The sequence below is a fragment of the Flagellimonas alvinocaridis genome (assembly GCF_965248585.1).
Taxonomy (GTDB): Bacteria; Bacteroidota; Bacteroidia; order Flavobacteriales; family Flavobacteriaceae; genus Flagellimonas; species Flagellimonas alvinocaridis.
The window spans coordinates 1,317,306-1,335,267 of record NZ_OZ252111.1 but is presented as its reverse complement, the minus strand read 5'-3'; the positions used below and the strand labels follow the sequence as shown (position 1 = coordinate 1,335,267).

The following is a 17,962-nucleotide window of genomic DNA, read 5'->3' as shown; positions in this document are numbered from 1 at the left end:
GATCATGAACTATTTCTTTTATCACAATAGAGGGTTTTTCCTTTTATTACTTGTTTCAACCTTAATCCTATCCTGCAAAACAGATGCCCCTGCAGATAACACAGCCATCGAGTCCATTATTTCCTCCGTAACCAACGCACATGTTCCTGATAAACGGGTGGCTATTTTTGATATAGAGGCCAAATCAACAAGTATCGGATATGTTATAAAAGGTGAGACCAATCTACCAAAAGCCTTGGAATCTCTAAAAGAGGATCTTAAATCGCAACAAATCACCTATGTGGACAGTATTGAAGTCCTTCCCTCAAAAACCCTTGAAGGCCATATACAGGGGGTCATCAGAGTTTCGGTGGCCAATTTAAGGGGCAAAGCCTCACATGCTGCGGAAATGGTTACGCAAGCTACCATGGGAACACCGGTAAAAGTTTTTCAAAAACAAGGGAGCTGGTACCGTATACAAACGCCAGACCAATATTTGGGTTGGGTAGATGGCGGAGGAGTGGCCCTCATGGACCAAGAACAATCCAAGGCTTGGAAAAATTCGGAGAAATTGATCTATACGCAAACCTTTGGCAACTCTTATTCGGATAAAACCCAGAATGCCCAAGTGGTATCGGATTTGGTTTTTGGGAACATTTTACAATTGGTCTCTGAACAGGGCGATTTTTTTGAAGTGATGTACCCAGATGGAAAAAAAGCATTTATTGCTAAATCTGAAGGGGTACCATACAACGAATGGAAATCACAACTTCCCTTTACCAAAGAAGCTTTGGTAGCAACTTCCAAGAGAATGCTAGGGCTACCCTACTTATGGGGAGGAACTTCGGCCAAAGGTGTGGATTGCAGTGGTTTCACCAAAACCGTGTTTTTTATGAACGGGATGATTTTACCGCGTGATGCTTCCCAACAGATACACGAAGGAGTTTTGGTTGATGAAACCGGTGATTTTGAAAAATTGGTTCCAGGAGATTTACTCTTTTTTGGAAGAAAGGCCACCGATACCACCCAAGAAAAAGCGACCCACGTGGGTATGTGGCTCGGAAACAATGAATTTATACATTCGGCTGGCGATGTGCATATCAGCAGCATGGACAAGGATGCGGAAAATTACGATGAGTTCAACCATAACAGATACCTAAGAAGTAAGCGCATTTTAAACCAAAAGGACGAGGGAATTCTGTACTTAACGGAGCAAGACATTTTCTGAGTTATCCGCTAAGTCTTTAAAAGTAAAAGGCCATCCGATCGGATGGCCTTTTTATTAGAAACTAGATAGTTGTCTATTCATCCCACCAAACAGGATCTACAGGATCTTGCTGGTTGGCCAGAACATTGGCTTCATTTCTGGTAAGTTCACTGGCCGGATAATTTGCCCTCCTGAACCATTGACCGGGAAATTCTGTGTCCGCACTTTCTTCTTCACTTCTAATCTGTAATCCCGTGAAAACATCATCCGAAAAATCGTACCTGCGATAATCCACAAAAGTTTCAGGATTCAAGAAGTTATGGATGTATTTTTCCTTCATTATGTGGCTCAACATCAAACCTGCTTCTCCAACAGCAATTGCTCCATCAGCCATATAATCAGTGCCATCCACATCATACATTCCCATGCTGGCAGCAATACCGTCCAAATAAGCGGCATAGGCTGTTGCACTGGAACCAACACTGGTTTCGGTGCCCCCATTGGCCAAGAAAGCAGCTTCTGCTTTTATGAACAAAACTTCAGCATAACTGATCAAAATCAATGGTGAGTCCACACTGGTATAAAACCCATCAGTCCTAAAACCTGTATTGGCATCCGTACCATCCGGTGCAATTCCACCACCACCACTTACATAGCCTTTATACTCTGCCTCGTCGTTGTTTTCAGCAAATAAAGGAAGTCTGGGGTCTATTTCTACGATTCCGCCTTGGAAAGGAAAATACTCTCCGTTCATGGAGCTTACCAATTGGCTGGCGATATCCTTGCTAAGGTTACCGGTATTTCGGGCCAAGATCTCTTCAGAATACCATGGATTTATATTTCTATCATCATAGTACATGGCAAAATTATCGTCATTGGAGGTAAACCCATTTTCAACGGTCGCCAACACATCATTGGCCGAAACAATTCCTTTGTTCACCAAATGCAATTGATACCTTGCCTTGAGCGAATAGGCTGCCCTAAGCCACTTGTCAGTGTCCCCGCCATAAATTAAATCAGATGAGCCTAAGCTAAAAACAGAGTTGTCCGCAGCTTCCAATTTAGCAATGGCAGCATCCAACAATGCGAAGATCTCTGAATAGATTTCTTCTTGGGTATCAAACGTTGGGAAATTGTTTCCAGGACCTTGCCCAGCTTCCGAATATGGAATATTGTCCCAAGTATCGGTTGCGATACCAATGTTTACCGCAGTGAGGATGTCTGCTATTGCATCGATATGGGTTGAGCCATTTTCTTCGGCCTTAGTTTTGATAACTTGCAAATTGGGCAAAATATAAAGATACACCTGCTCCCAAAGTCCCGAAGCCGAAGTTTGCCCTGCGGCACCTCCTCCTGTGTTCACAAAATATTGCACATAGTTGCCAAAAGAAAGTTCGGCAGATCTTTGTCCCTCCATGGTACTGTGCATTACTGGAGCCATTAGGTCTTGCATTCGCAATTCCTCCTCCGTAGCTGTATTGGAAGGGGTGTTCACATCAAAATAATCTTCACTACATCCCGCCACAAACATGAGGGAGCACAGTAGAAAAACCTTTTCTATACTTATTCTTATTTTTTTCATAGTCATTTTTTAAAATGCAATATTTAAACCAAATGAATAGCTCTCACTCAACGGAATATTTAACCCTGTGAAGCCGTATACATTGCTGCCTGCGCTGTATTGATTCCCTTCTGGGTCATATCCATCAAAAGGCGTCCAGAGCAAAACGTTATTTACACTTGCCGAAACACTTACCTTTTCTATGTTCAAACTCTTGATAAGGTTGCTTTGAATATCATAGGACAAGGACACGTTTCTCAGTTTTACCCAACTGGCATCTTGTACCAACACTTCGGAAGCTCGGTTGTATGCATTGGAGTTTCTGTAGTAGTTGGCATCTATCAAGGCCTCGGTGGTATTCGGTACAAACCCTCCATTTCCGTCATCCATGACACCATCCAAAACTACATTGACATCACGTTGAAGTGTGCTCAATGGATTACCATTCCTAATGGAGTTTCTTAGGCCGGCATCATACAGGTCTCCTCCTTTCTTGTATTCCAACAAGACATTAAAACCAATTCCTTTCCATTTTAGGTTACTACCAATGGAAGAAATAAAATCTGGGAACGCATTCCCCACAATGACCCTTTCATCTGTATTGATTACGGGATAGCCATTGGCGTCTATATATCGTTCTCCATTTTCATATACCCATTTGTATCCATAGAGATTACCCATCTTATCTCCTTCCCTTACTTCTGAAGTGACCCCTGCAAAACCGGAATCGGCAAAGATGATGGATTCAACATCGTCAGGTATTTCCAACACCTCTCCTTCGCTGGTAGACCAGTTCAGGATAAGTTCCCATCGAAGATCTTGGTTTCTGATAATATCTGCACTGATCAAAAGTTCATGTCCAAATACCTTGTAATCTCCTGCATTTCTGAAAATTTGTGAATACCCTGAAGAATTGGCCACGCCCACACCAAATATTTGATCCTTGACACGGGAGTTGTAATAGGCGTAATCTAACCTGATACGGTTATCCATAAACCTTAGGTCCGCTCCAAACTCGGTCGATTGATTCTTTTCCGGTACAATTTCGAAGCCTCTTTGAGTACTTCTTCTGTAACCCCCTACGCCTGCAAAAGGAAAGTCGCCATCAACCACAAAATATTGTCCTGCTTGGCCAAATCCTGGGCCTTTTCCTACTTCAGCCCATGAAGCTCTTAGCTTACCAAAGGTAAACACATTGGTATCACCAAACAGGTCAGAGATGTCATATGCCAAACTTGCCGATGGATAAAAGAACGATCGGTTATCAACAGGTAAAGTAGAAATCCAGTCATTTCTTCCTGTCAAGGACAGGAATAGTTTATCCTTGTATCCCAACTTAAGCTCCCCAAAAACACCCATAACGCGTTCCTGAACAATTCTTTTATCTATAAAAAAGTTGGTGGTATTGCCTATTTCATTCAATCCGGGAATGTTCAATCCTTCTCCCCTAGCCTCAAGATAGGAGCGTTTTGAATCTGACAATTGATGCCCCAAAGTCAAGTCTGTTGTAAAATCATCTGACCATGATTTATTGAAAGCTGCCAAGAAATTGGATTCCAATCCGGTGAAATTAATGTTCTGTTCCAAGATAAATCCACCTACTTGAGAACCTCCATCCAAATCTGGTCCCACATATCTGTTTCGTGCATCGGAATAGTTGTCAATCTGTGCCGCATAGGTAAAGGTGACCCAGTCTTTAGGAGACCACGTCAAGGTAGTGTTACCAATCCAGCGGCTTACATCGTCCTCAAGATTACTGGTTTCCATAAGATATCTTGGGTTATCAATGATTCCAAAGGAATAATCACGTTCACTTCCATCTGGGTTCTTGTAATCATTTATAGGAAAGGTCCCAGAATAGTACGATAGGGCGCTCATCACGGATTTATCACCTCCATTGGCTCTTTTTCCTCCAGAGCTGGAAAACGCAACAGAACCATCAATATTAAAATTATCCGTTACCTTATAGCCTGCCTTAAGCCTAAAATTGGTCTTTTTATAGTCTGTATTGGGCAGCACACCCTGTTCGCTGTTGTTTCCAACCGAGAAGTAATAATTTATTCGCTCTCCTGCCCCACTAAGGTTTAAGTTAAGTTGGGTGTTAAAACCCGTTCTAAAGATGTCATAAGGGCTGTAAAACCGGTCGTTGGACAAATCAACGATGTTTCCATCCCCCAAGTCGTACGAATCCAACGAATATTCAGGACCCCATGAATAAAAAGATGTGGAATTTTGAACCCTGTTGAAGCCTGTTTCAGAATCTGGGTCGTACAATGTTCTTGGTGCACCACCAAAACCTTCCCTGTACGTAGTTTGTAAAGGTGGTGTGGTTCTAACATTTCTGAACGAAGTAGAGGCTGTCAAATTGATCTTAGGCTTGCCTAGTTTTCCTTTTTTTGTGGTGATAATGATAGCTCCGTTGGAAGCCCTTACCCCATAAAGTGCGGTTGCCGCCGCTCCCTTTAATACGTTAAAGCTTTCAATATCCTCCGGGTTTAGGTCTCCTGCCCTATTGGAAAAAGCAAATTGCTCTGAACTATTGGGAGAGTTGGAACCTGCACTTGGCCTAACCTCACCGGCAAAGGTATCATTGTTAAGGGCAAGACCATCAACAATGATCAAAGGTTGGTTCCCCCGTGAAGGGTCAATGGAAGTAACCCCCCGAATCAAAATATCAACACCACCACCGGAACTACCCGAGGTTCGGTTGATCTGTACACCCGCAATTCTACCCTGTAAGGTTTCTATAGGGTTGGCTTGGCCCACAAGATTAACATCCTCAGCACTTACTTTGGTAACTGAATATCCTAAGGATTTTTGCTTTTGTTCAACACCAAAAGCGGTGACCACCACTTCATCCAATTGTGTTGAATCTTCCTCCATGACCACATTGAGCCTGGTTTGCGAACCTACGGTTACATCTTTGGTCTGCATGCCCAAATACGAAAACTGTAGTACTTGTCCGCTAGAAGCGACAATGGAAAAATTTCCATCAAAATCTGTTGTGGTACCATTTGTTGTTCCTTGAACAACAATCGTGACACCTGGTAAGGGTTGACCCGATGAATCAGTCACCGTTCCTGTAATGGTCTGTCCATAGGTCGTAAGCCCCATAAACAAACCCATCAAAATGAGATAAACGTTCTTCATTCTTTAGTTTTATGTTATTTTTTGATGAATATTGATAAAAAAATTCAATAATCAAACAATTGCCGTTAAAAATGTTGTATTTGTAAAAAAATGACAAGGAGAGTGCACAATATTCAAAAAAAATAGGAAACCACAATATTTTTTTGATTTTCATTTTCTTCTGCAAAAGATCATTAAAATACTTGGATCAACAACCTGTTAATTTTTTAATTCCTTTTTTACGGATTCATTAGTTTTTATCGTATCTTATTAAGGATTAACAATTGATAACATAAACACACCTGTCATGAAAAAAATACTTGGATTGGTTTTTTTGGTGTTCATTTTTATTTCCACAGCATGGTACGCACCTCCAAAACCTGAAACAATGCATTCCATTGAGGGAACTTGGGAACTACAAAGCTTTTATAGCTATGATGATGGTGTAAACATTTCGGATACCGTGCCTAAAGCGGACGGATACCGGCAAGTAAAGATGTACTATAACGGTAAGGTCATGTGGACACGCTATGTGCCACAAGATTCGGTTGAGTGGTTTGGATATGGCCAATATAAGGTTACGCCGGATTCCTTGATTGAAACACTGGAATATGCCTCTTCATCCATGATGAGTGCGCTGGATACCCTTCGGGTTTTCCGATTTGAACTGGACATCACAGAACGTACGTATAGCCAAATTAGTTTTGATGAAGAAGGAAACAGAACTTTTTCTGAAAATTACGTTCGAATTGATTGACTCAACATGTAACGCACCAAAAAGGCACTGGAATTCCAGTGCCTTTTTTTGTTCTCATAGCGTATATTTCCTAAACCTTTATGGTGTCACGGTCTCCTTGCTTTCAACCATTGCCAGATAACGCTCGGCATCCAAAGCGGCCATACATCCAGTTCCTGCAGCCGTAATGGCTTGTCTGTAAATCTTGTCTTGGGCATCTCCACTAGCAAAAACACCGGGTCTGCTGGTCTTGGTAGATTTGGCTTGCGTAATAAGATACCCTGTTTCGTCCATTTCCAACTGTCCTTTAAAAATGTCAGTGTTTGGTTTATGTCCTATAGCAATAAAAAGTCCTGTAATGGCGATTTCCTCTTTTTCCCCTGTTTGATTATTTACCATTCTTAGGCCTTCTACCACTTGATCACCTATTACTTCATCTACTTCTGTATTGTATCGTATTTCGATGTTCTCCAAACTGTTTACCCTATGCTGCATGGCTTTGGAGGCTCTCATTTCATCCTTTCGGACAAGCATGGTCACCTTTTTACAGATATTGGCAAGGTATGAAGCTTCCTCAGCGGCAGTGTCACCACCACCCACTATGGCTACTTCTTGGCCTTTATAAAAGAATCCATCACAAACGGCACAAGCAGACACTCCTCCACCTCTTAGGCGTTGTTCACTTGGAATGTTCAGATATTTTGCCGTTGCTCCGGTAGAAATAATGATAGTTTCGGCTTCCACAATTTTGGAGTCATCCACCGTGACTTTATGTATTCCACCTACTTCATCGCTTAAATCCACGGCAGTTATCATCCCGATTCTTACATCGGTTCCAAAACGTTCTGCCTGTTGTTGTAACTGCACCATCATAGTGGGGCCGTCTATCCCTTCGGGATATCCGGGAAAATTATCTACCTCGGTAGTAGTGGTCAATTGACCTCCAGGCTCCATTCCAGTGTACAGTACAGGTCTTAAATCGGCTCTAGCAGCATATATTGCAGCGGTATAGCCCGCAGGTCCAGACCCAATAATCAATGTTTTTACTCTTTCCAGTTGTTCTGACATAACAAAATCTTCCTCTAAATTGTATGTTACAAAAGTAGGTTTTTTGTACAGAAACTTACAAAGCGGTAATTGGTTATCCCCTGCGGTTTTATTAAAAAGATGTGAACATTTCTAGAAAAGGCCAAAATCTTTCCATTGGGGACCAAAATAAAAGAGAGCCGTTGGGAGCGGCTCTCTTTGCAATAAGTAGATTAAATCCATGAATGGCAAATCTGCCCAGTTTCATAAAAACCGTTACAACCAAGAGGCTCAACCTCAAAAACCCCCTGGCGTAACGGAAACCTCTTAAGAACTAGAACTAGGTAAAGAACACTATAAGTACCCTACAAATACCCCATCCTATTGGGAGGTTATTTTTGATGGGGTAAACTTAGGTCGTATTATTTTTTTTAATGAAGGGGAATTAACCAATGGGCCATTTGCGTTCACGAATGGCCCATTTGAATTCATATTTAAAAAAAAGGGTGTAAAACAAAGTTCTAAAAGGAAATTTCCTACAAAAAACTTGTTTTCAATCTTTAAAGGCTAGTGGGAGTATTTTAGTTTTTTTTCGATGGTCTCGATCATTACGTTGGCAATGTCCATGCCCGTAGCATTTTCAATACCTTCCAATCCTGGGGAGGAGTTTACCTCCAAGAGCAATGGTCCCCTATTGGACCGGATAATATCCACTCCTGCCACATCCAAGTTGAGTACTTTAGCAGACTTAATAGCCAATTTACGCTCTTCAGGGGTTATTTTAATCAAGGATGCAGCACCTCCTTGATGAATGTTGGCCCTGAACTCTCCTTTTTGGGCCTGGCGCTGCATGGAGGCCACTACTTTACCATTTACCACAAAACAGCGGATGTCCTGCCCATTGGCTTCCTTGATAAACTCTTGGACCAAAATGTTGGTCTGTACACTCTTAAAAGCATTGATAACACTTTCTGCGGCCTTATTGGTTTCAGCCAACACCACTCCTTTTCCCTGAGTACTCTCCAATAATTTAATGATCAGTGGGGAACCATTGACCATGCGGATAAGATCTTTTGTATCCATGGGAGATTTGGCAAAACCAGTAATGGGAATATGGATATCGTTCTTGGAAAACAATTGTGATGCAAATAGTTTGTCCCTGGACTTGCTTATGGCATCTGCAGCATTGAGACAGTATACACCAAGCGTATCAAATTGCCGCAGAAGGGCACAACCATAAAAAGTTACCGAAGGTTTGATTCGTGGTATCACCGCATCAAATTTGTCCAAGATATTTCCACCTCTATATCTGATTTCGGGAGATCCTGCATCCAATTTCATGTAAACGTTCTCCACGTTCAGAAAAACCACCTTATGACCACGAAGCTCACCTGCTTCAACAATTCTTTTATTGCTGTACAATTCCGGATTACTGGCCAGAAGACCAAGGGTGAGCCCTGATTTTTCAGTCATGTAGGGCTTATATTTTTTGGAAATTTCTTCTTGGGAGACATTGCCCTGCCCAAAACTTTTTGAAGGATCAACCAGATAACGTTCATTGATGGCCTCACGCCCCAAAAGCATTCGATACTCCATGGTATCCCTATTTGCCAGCGTGAGTTCTATCTCAAATGTATGCTCCCCAATGGTTACCGGGGTTTTTATTACAGGTCTCTCCTCCGAAATTCCCTGGGAACTTTTTACGCTACGTACATCGTACAATTTAGCTTGGCATAAAATTGATATACTGCGATTGTCCTGCAAGGGGTTTACTTCAAATCGCACCCAATCCTCCAATCCTTTTGTAAAAATTTTGACCTTATTGGCCTGAATGGATGACGTCTTCGCGCCAGAATCCACCCTTGCCTTTATGGCCGGTATCCCCATGTCTTCCAATCGGCACCATTCCTCGCTGCCCAATATCCTTGTTTCGTCCAAAATTGTATATGGTTAACTGATCAATCGCATAATGAAAAGGTCCATTACCTCAACCAGAATCAAAATAATGATAATCCATTCCAGTCTACTACTTTCCCTATGATCCATTATGTCCTTGAACAAACTTAAATTTTCTTTTATAATATACCCTTGTTCCTTTATGGTTCTGTATCTTTCCTTTAAATCGAAGGTTTGTTTTAGACTCTTGTCCAATCGGTCCAAAGCCTCGTCTTCCCAAGTAACCTCATGGGAATCAAATATGTATAAATTTTCAGATATTTGGTTGTTGATGTTCAACACCCTTCCGATATGTCTTTTTAGTTTCTTACCTCCCAAATCCAGTTTTCCAAAGCACTCCAAATGGGTGGTATGTTCACGGGTCTCTTTCATGATCTGTTCAGAAAGTCCAGAGAAATAATCCAGTGCCACGGATTGCGACAGATGTAGTAAGGTAAGACGCATGGCCTCGATGTTGGATTCGGGCAGAGTAACCGTATTGTTCCCTACTTTGGGCTGTACTTGCCCAGCCACAAGCTCCACTTCTATTTCTTCCGTCAATTCGGGTTTTCGCCATTCCAGACAGAAAGGTCGCAATTTTTCCAAAACTTGGGTTATCGCCGTGTCATCATATCCAAGAAAAGCCACTATGCCATATTTAAATATGTACAGATAGCCCTCGTTATTGGAATAGAAAAGTTCATCGCGATCACCAAATACCAATTCTCCGTTAAATGCCTGTCTACACCCAGAAATGTCTATACTTCCAGCCAAGTGCTGGGCTATGGCCCTTGTTTTCATTTATATTGAAAAAATCTCCTCGGGATTCTTGAAGCTTTTGAACTCTACCATGTAACCATTGGGATCTTGTACAAAAAAGGAAAGGTGTTCTCCTGTCCTATTCTGCATAAAGGTGGCCTCTGTGGTAATCTCCAAGTCCATTTGGAAAAGCCTTGAATACAGTTCTCCCCAAACATCCACAGGAACAATGACGCCAAAATGAAACGATGGCAATACATAATCATCCAACCGATAGTTCTTAAAATCAAAATTAAAGCTTCCTGATTCGGTAAAGGTCAATTGATGGCCAAAAAGGTCAACATCCAACCATTTTTCAGTCTGTCTTCCCAAATTGGCCTGTACCACTTCTTGGTAAAAGGCTTTGGTCTCCGCTATGTTCTTACATGGCAAGGCGAGATGAAACTTGATGTCCATTATTTTTCTTTTTCTTTACTTTTCTATTAAAACTTTTAAAATAAGATCGAACGGCCAATCTGTCCGATTTATCCATGAACGGTAGTACTTCCTTCCAATCCATCCAATGAGCTGCCGCAAACTTGTGCTTTTCCTTCACTTTGATGGATGTGGGTTCCAATTGGATCAGGAAATAGTTTTTAATGACCGTTTCTTCTTTTCTTTTTTTGATATGGGAAAGAAAGAACTTAACCTGCCCTGAAACCAATTTCAACTTAATCTCCTCTCCTACTTCCCTTATCAGGGTCTCCTCTTCAGTCTCCTTTTTTTTCTTCACCCCTCCTGGCAAGGTGTATCGCAATGGTTTTTCCACCTTTTTCAATACTAAAACCTTATCCTTGTTGATGGCTACCAACCTTGATTTGACCACTTTTTTCATATCTGGGCATAAAATATAAGGGCAGAGCGTATCTGCCCTTATCTGATTATTCCAATACTTTTAAATCCACTATGACATAAATGTCATATTCTTCGTCTTCTTCATCGACTGCAGTATCCATTTTGTAGGTAACCCTAAATAATTTCCCCACTAAATCGGTTGAATCCAAATCATACTTTTGGGCAGCAGAGGCTTCAATCTCCGCAAATCCATAAGTAGACCCGTCCGCATCGGTGAACTCATACATTTCGTCCACGTAACCGTTAAAGGTTGCCTCTACCACAGAATCTTGAATGGTAGGTTTTCCCATTAAGGCCGTTAAGGACAAGAACATGAAAAAGATTGTTTTCATACTCTAAAAAAATTAATGGTCTGTACTAATTGTTTGGACCTTTTTGTTGGATGGTCACTCTTCTTCAGAGGTCTCCAACCCATCCGTGTCCAGGGATGTTTCTTCATCGCTGTCGTTATCAGATTCTTCGTGGTCTTCCATGGCCATCACCAAACGCTTGCTCACTTTAACCAAATAAGCGGTATCCTCGGTTCTGACCTCGATGCATTCCACAATTTCATTATCTGCATTTCGGTAGGTGACAATATCCCTATCATCATACCCATCTGGATATTTTTCTACCAAAAGGTCGAGTACATGTCGATTAAGCTTTTTATAATCCACTATTACCCGTTTCAATCCTAAGGTTTGCCTGTTTTTCATCATTACATATTTAAAAGGTAGGCAAAAATCAATGGCGCCACAATAGTAGCATCCGATTCTATAATATACTTTGGAGTATCAATGTCCAATTTACCCCAGGTGATTTTTTCATTGGGCACAGCTCCTGAATAGGAACCATAGCTTGTGGTTGAATCACTGATCTGGCAGAAATAGCTCCAAAAAGGGATTTCGGTCTGTTCCAAATCCTGATACAACATAGGAACCACACAAATAGGGAAATCCCCTGCAATACCACCACCTATTTGGAAAAAGCCTATGCCGTTGTCTGAATTTTTCTGATACCAATCAGCCAAAAAGGTCATGTATTCTATGCCCGATTTTACTGTACTGGCCTTTAACTCTCCTTTGATTACATAGCTGGCAAAAATGTTCCCCATGGTGCTATCTTCCCAACCAGGGACCACAATGGGCAAGTTTTTTTGTGCTGCAGCATACATCCAGGAGTCCTTTATGTCAATCTCATAGTATTCTTCCAAAACGCCAGATAACAGCAATTGGTACATATACTCGTGGGGAAAATATCTTTTTCCTTCCTCCTCTGCTTTCTTCCACAACTTAAATATATGCTTTTGAAGTCTTCTAAAAGCTTCTTCCTCTGGGATACAGGTGTCGGTTACCCGGTTCAATCCTTTTTCCAAAAGATCCCATTCTTCTTGTGGCGTAAGATCCCTATAATTTGGGATTCTCTTGTAATGGGAATGCGCCACAAGGTTCATGAGGTCTTCTTCCAAGTTTGCCCCAGTACACGAAACAATATGAACTTTATCCTGTCTTATGATTTCGGCAAAAATCTTTCCCAACTCGGCGGTACTCATGGCACCCGCCAAGGATACCAACATTTTGGAACCTTGATCCAATTGTGCTTCGTATCCTTTTGCAGCATCTACCAAGGAGGCAGCATTAAAGTGAAGGAAGTATTTTTGAATGAATTGTGATATTTCTCCTTTGTTATTCATCGTAATCGTCTGTTGCATTGGGTGATTTTTTAAAACCTTCTTCAGTTTTTGAAAAACCTTCCTCAACGTAATCGTTTTTCTTTAAAAATTTATAACTCAACATTTTGTAGTACAGCTTTGCGGCCAAAAAATCAGAGGAACGGTCCACCTCGTTTGGGCAGAGTTCAACAATATCAAAACCAACTACATTCTTTTCCTCGAACACCCTTTTCAAGAAATCCAAGGTCTCATACCAGAACAATCCACCTGGTTCAGGTGTTCCTGTTGATGGTAAAATGGAAGGGTCGAACGCATCCAAATCAAAAGTGATGTATACATTGTCTGTCATCAAATCCAAAGCACTGTCCATCCAAAAATCATCGGTTACCATTTCATGGGCAAAGAACACCTTGTCCCTATCCATGACCAAAGTCTCTGCATGATCCATGCTGCGTATACCCACCTGAATGAGGTTTGTGGTCTCATTGGCTTCATAAAGGGCACAGGCATGATTGTACTTGGTACCCATATATTCTTTCCGTAAATCGGCATGGGCATCAATTTGCAGAACGGTCAAGTCTTCAAAAGACTCGTTAAAAGCCCTGATTGCCCCAATAGATATGGAGTGCTCACCCCCAAATAGGGTCACCAATTTGTTTCGTTTGATGTACTCCTTGACGGTTTTGTGCACTGTACTGACCATGATATCGGGCGTTTCAAAATCCAAAATGGGTTCAGACAGATAAATTCCTACTTTATAGACTTCGCTATCCGTTTCAATATCGTACAGCTCCATATTCTCTGAAGCATCCAAAAAGGCTTCTGGTCCTTTGTCCGAACCTTTTCCCCATGTACTGGTACCATCGTAGGGAACGGGTAACAATACCACTTTGGCCTTTTCGGCCGATCCGTATTCCTTTGGAATACCGGCATACGTTTTATTCGTATTCATTTTAGTTAATTATTCGTATTCAGTTTTTGCTGGATTCCAGCACTTTTTTTGTGTTAATGACTGCTTCTTGTCGCTTTACGGCCCCGTAACCCAAAATGGACAGGAACTCCTGCGCTGTCTGTTGTTCCGCAAATACAGAAGTTTCAATGTTCCCTTCCCCGTCCCTATTGATCAATATGTGTTTGGGATGTGGGATTAGGCAATGCTGCAATCCACCAAAACCACCAATGGTCTCTTGGTAAGCCCCTGTATTGAAAAATCCAATATATAGGGGTTTGTCCTTTCTGTACTTGGGCAAATAAATGGCGTTCATGTGCTGTTCAGAGTTGTAATAGTCATCGCTATCACAGGTAAGCCCTCCCAACAGGATTCGCTCATATTCCTCGTTCCAACGGTTAATGGCCAACATTATAAAGCGCTTGCTTATGGCCCATGAATCTGGCATGGTGGTGATGAACGAAGAGTTGATCATGTTCCATTTTTCTCTATCATTCTGTTGCTTTTGATACAACACTTCATAGATGGTTCCTCCACTTTCACCAACGGTAAAACTACCAAACTCGGTAAAAATATTGGGGACATCCACTCCGGCTTCGTCGCACGCTTGTTTTATTTGATGAATAATTTCATCCACCATATAGGCATAGTCATATTCAAAAGCCAAAGAATTCTTTATTGGAAATCCGCCGCCAATGTTAAGGCTGTCCAACGTAGGGCAAACCTTTTTAAGGCTTACATAAACTTTTAAGCATTTCAGTAGTTCGTTCCAGTAATATGCGGTATCCCTTATCCCTGTATTGATAAAGAAGTGCAACATCTTCAGTTCAACTTTGGGATTGCCTTTTATGGATTGATTGTAAAAAGGAACAATGTTCTTGTACCCAATGCCCAATCTAGAGGTGTAAAACTCAAATTTTGGTTCCTCTTCGGAAGCAATACGGATACCCACCTTAAAATTATCTTCAATGGATTCACCCAAGAGCTCCAACTCCTCATAATTATCAATGACCGGAATACAGTTCTTATGTCCGTTATTGATCAATCGCGCAATGTTCTGGATATATTGATCCCTTTTAAACCCATTGCAGAGTACATAGGTGTTCTTGGATATCTTCCCACTCTTCTTCAAATGCTCCACAATATCAATATCAAAGGCTGAAGAAGTCTCTATATGGATATCATTTTTAAGAGCCTCATTAAGCACATGCTCAAAATGGGAACTTTTGGTACAATAACAGTAATGATACTTTCCCTTGTAAGCATGTTTCTCCATAGCTTCGCCAAACCATTGTTTTGCCCGTTGTATGTTATCGGAAATCTTGGGCAAATAGGTGAATTTCAAGGGAGCCCCATAGCGCTGTACCAAATCATATAGGTCAATACCATGGAATTGTAATTTGTTGTCCTCCAATTGGAATTCCTCTTGGGGGAAATCATAAGTCTGCTCGATCAAGTCGATGTATTTTGTTTTCATTTGCTTTTCGCGTTGCTAAAAATTATAAATAAAAGTAATTCGATGGGAGGCGAACTTGTTCTCAGATGCGAAATTCAAATACAGTATAGGCCACAAAGAAAGGTTTCCGTGAGAAATCACGGATTACGGAGTGTACTTCGGAAGTCAGCCCTAAGATTCGGTGTCTTATCCCTAAGACGGCTTTTTGGGTAGACTTCCTTATTCCCAAAAGCCCGAACATGAAAAAAGCTTTCAAAGTATAGGCAATGCGTCCCATTATTGGGGCTCATTCATGGGTCAAACATAAACAAAAAATGAATACAACAACTTTTTTGATAAAAAAATTTTAGACCCTATACCGTATTGATATTCAGTATATTGAAGTCAAAAACTCCTTTCCCATAGATTACAATACCCTTAAATGGTCTCAAAAAAAGTACCGCTTATCACCCCACCAAAGGAGGTTTATCATTTATGAAAGGCTGATGGTAATGCCTCCTACCCGTTGCGCGGTACAGGGCATTGGCCAAAGCTCCCATAATGGGTGGCAATGACGGCTCACCCAATCCGGTTGGATCTATGCCATTATCCACAAAAAAGCTCTCTATTTCCTTGGGAGCTTCCATATTCCGAATCAAACGATAGGTGTCAAAATTCTTTTGGTCCGTTTGGCCATTACTAAAGCTCAATGCGCTATAAGTAGCATGTCCTATACCATCTACAATTCCTCCTTCAATCTGGTTTTTGGCACTCAATGGATTGATTACAATACCACAATCTACTGCACACCACACCTTATCGATATTGGGCCTATCCCCATCCATGGTCAAATCCATAACTTGCGCCACATACGAATTGTGACAATAATAAGCAGAAACACCTCTTGATTTACCACTATTCGCCCCGTCTGTCCATCCCGATTTTTCTTGAACCAATTTCAAAACACCAGCATAACGTTCTGGGTCATAATCATTGTTCTCGGGATTGCCAACTGGGTTGTTCTTGGCCCTTTCAAAAAGTTCCAACCGGAAGGCAATGGGGTCTTTTCCTGCTGCCTCGGCCACTTCATCCATGAAAGCTTGCTCTGCTCCAGCAATAAAGTTGGAGCGTGGTGCTCTCCATGCTCCTGTGGTAACATTGGTCTGCAAGCTATGCTTCTCGGCCAAATAGTTATCCACGGCCCCAGCTGGAAAACGGTTTTCAAAAATTAAGTCGTCATTGGTTCCCACACCCCGCACATGCCAAGCTATCAAATTGCCTTGGTCATCCAAACCAGCTTTGTACCGTACTTTATAAGAAGGTCGATACGTCCCTTGGGTCATATCATCTTCACGTGAATATACCAATTTAATGGGGGCCTGCATTCTTTGGGAAATCACAGCGGCTTCCACTGCAAATGTTCCGTATAGGCGGCGGCCAAATCCCCCACCCATTCGGGTCATCATGATATCGATTTTCTCCGCGGGCATTCCCAATACGGACACCAAGGTCTTTTCCAAGAACTCTGGGGTTTGAATGGGGCCCAAAAGCTCCGCTTTTTCTGGGGTTACATGGGCAAAGAAATTCATGGGCTCCATGGTGTTATGTGCCAAAAAGGGTGCCGTATAGACACTTTCCACAATCTTGGCAGCACTTTTAAATGCTTTTTCTACATCCCCATCTTTTCGCGCTGCTTCTTTTGGAGCCGTATTCAACAAACTCGATAGAGCTTCATCATGGTACACACTACTTTCTAGCGTAGAGGCTTCTTCCCATTCTATCTCCAAAGCTTTTTTGGCCTGCATACATTCCCAAGTACTATTCCCAACTATGGCCACTTGTTCCGCAATGGCTCCTCCGTCCGACCATTGTTTTTCAGCATCTTCCGGATAGACCACTACCGGAAACACATCCTTGATCCCGGGCATAGCCATGGCCGCCGTGGCATCCATGGACTTATATTTCATTCCAAATGCGGGAGGGTGCACAATCATGGCGATGAGCATACCTTCCCGTTGTATATCCAAACCGAATAAAGGTTTGCCCGTCACAATCTTGGGGCCGTCCACATTCTTTCGGTCTGTACCTATAATCTTGAATTCACCCGTTTCTTTCAACAATACTTCTTCAGGAACCTCCAGCCCTGCGGCGATGGACGCCATTTCACCATATCCTGCAGAATTACCGCTGGCAGCATGATGAAGCCTTCCTTCACTTGTGGTGATTTCATCCACGGGAACTTGCCAAGTCTGGGCAGCTGCCTCTTTCAACATTTGGCGGGCCGTGGCCCCTGTCATACGAAGGCTCTCCCATCCTTGACGAATGGATTGGCTCCCTCCTGCCAATTGTCTTGTGAAAATATCGGTGTTCAATGGGGCCTGCTCAACAATAACATCTTTCCATGCAACATCCAATTCTTCAGCCACGATCATGGGCATGGCCGTCTTTACATTTTGACCTATTTCTGGATTGGGCGACATGATTGTCACCATACCATTATCGCCGACTTTGAGAAATCCATTGAGTTCAAACCATTCTTTAGGCATGGTGTTGACTTGTTCAGGAGTCATTTTGCAGGATGCCAACCAATTGAAGCCTAAAACAAGTCCGCCACTGGCCAAACCAGTATTTCTGATGAATGATCGTCTTCCTATTTTTGTCTTTATGAGTGTCATGGTCTTAATTTTATGTTAGCCCGGTT

The 17,962-nt window shown here is 42.0% G+C and carries 15 protein-coding genes; 2 read left to right on the top strand and 13 right to left on the bottom strand.

Features of this window, described 5'->3' with window-relative positions:
* Window positions 1–4 precede the first annotated feature (4 nt).
* Complete coding sequence (locus ACP14V_RS06060) at window positions 5–1,207, top strand: C40 family peptidase (protein WP_272609768.1); 1,203 nt, start codon at window positions 5–7, stop codon at window positions 1,205–1,207.
* Between the two features lie 73 nt (window positions 1,208–1,280).
* Here ACP14V_RS06060 and ACP14V_RS06055 read toward each other — a convergent pair whose 3' ends face one another.
* Window positions 1,281–2,768: a SusD/RagB family nutrient-binding outer membrane lipoprotein gene (locus ACP14V_RS06055; protein WP_272609767.1), complete on the bottom strand. Its 1,488-nt coding sequence runs from the start codon at window positions 2,766–2,768 to the stop codon at window positions 1,281–1,283.
* Window positions 2,769–2,777: 9 nt separating this feature from the next.
* A complete protein-coding gene (locus ACP14V_RS06050; protein ID WP_272609766.1) occupies window positions 2,778–5,897 on the bottom strand; it encodes a SusC/RagA family TonB-linked outer membrane protein in 3,120 nt (1,039 codons plus the stop codon).
* Between the two features lie 286 nt (window positions 5,898–6,183).
* On the opposite strand from ACP14V_RS06050, the gene ACP14V_RS06045 reads away from it, so the two are divergent.
* Window positions 6,184–6,633, top strand: coding sequence for a hypothetical protein (locus ACP14V_RS06045; RefSeq protein WP_136566066.1), 450 nt, complete (start codon window positions 6,184–6,186; stop codon window positions 6,631–6,633).
* A gap of 78 nt (window positions 6,634–6,711) precedes the next feature.
* On the opposite strand, the gene trxB is transcribed toward ACP14V_RS06045, so the two are convergent.
* From trxB to ACP14V_RS05990, 11 genes are all read right to left on the bottom strand, one after another.
* Entirely contained in the window at window positions 6,712–7,680 is a 969-nt protein-coding gene (gene trxB, locus ACP14V_RS06040; RefSeq protein WP_272609765.1) for a thioredoxin-disulfide reductase, read from the bottom strand.
* Between the two features lie 525 nt (window positions 7,681–8,205).
* Entirely contained in the window at window positions 8,206–9,579 is a 1,374-nt protein-coding gene (gene rimK / locus ACP14V_RS06035; RefSeq protein ID WP_272610295.1) for a 30S ribosomal protein S6--L-glutamate ligase, read from the bottom strand.
* Window positions 9,580–9,588: 9 nt separating this feature from the next.
* Entirely contained in the window at window positions 9,589–10,374 is a 786-nt protein-coding gene (locus ACP14V_RS06030; RefSeq protein ID WP_272609764.1) for an RMD1 family protein, read from the bottom strand.
* The gene (locus ACP14V_RS06025) at window positions 10,375–10,788 is read right to left on the bottom strand and encodes a VOC family protein (RefSeq protein WP_136566062.1); all 414 of its coding nucleotides are present in this window, start codon (window positions 10,786–10,788) and stop codon (window positions 10,375–10,377) included.
* Complete coding sequence (locus ACP14V_RS06020) at window positions 10,754–11,206, bottom strand: NUDIX hydrolase (protein WP_272609763.1); 453 nt, start codon at window positions 11,204–11,206, stop codon at window positions 10,754–10,756. Before ACP14V_RS06020 ends, ACP14V_RS06025 begins: the two co-directional genes overlap by 35 nt.
* 46 nt (window positions 11,207–11,252) lie before the next feature.
* Entirely contained in the window at window positions 11,253–11,558 is a 306-nt protein-coding gene (locus tag ACP14V_RS06015; protein WP_272609762.1) for a hypothetical protein, read from the bottom strand.
* A 54-nt stretch (window positions 11,559–11,612) separates the two neighbouring features.
* Window positions 11,613–11,897 (bottom strand): hypothetical protein, encoded by a 285-nt coding sequence (locus tag ACP14V_RS06010; RefSeq protein ID WP_136566310.1) that lies wholly within the window; start codon window positions 11,895–11,897, stop codon window positions 11,613–11,615.
* 26 nt (window positions 11,898–11,923) lie between these two features.
* Window positions 11,924–12,898, bottom strand: coding sequence for a deoxyhypusine synthase family protein (locus ACP14V_RS06005; protein ID WP_136566059.1), 975 nt, complete (start codon window positions 12,896–12,898; stop codon window positions 11,924–11,926).
* Window positions 12,891–13,829, bottom strand: a complete 939-nt coding sequence (gene speB / locus ACP14V_RS06000) for an agmatinase (RefSeq protein ID WP_272609761.1) — start codon at window positions 13,827–13,829, stop codon at window positions 12,891–12,893. Before speB ends, ACP14V_RS06005 begins: the two co-directional genes overlap by 8 nt.
* A 19-nt stretch (window positions 13,830–13,848) precedes the next feature.
* Window positions 13,849–15,303, bottom strand: a complete 1,455-nt coding sequence (locus ACP14V_RS05995; RefSeq protein ID WP_136566057.1) for an arginine decarboxylase — start codon at window positions 15,301–15,303, stop codon at window positions 13,849–13,851.
* A gap of 425 nt (window positions 15,304–15,728) precedes the next feature.
* A complete protein-coding gene (locus tag ACP14V_RS05990; RefSeq protein WP_272609760.1) occupies window positions 15,729–17,936 on the bottom strand; it encodes a xanthine dehydrogenase family protein molybdopterin-binding subunit in 2,208 nt (735 codons plus the stop codon).
* Window positions 17,937–17,962 lie beyond the last annotated feature (26 nt).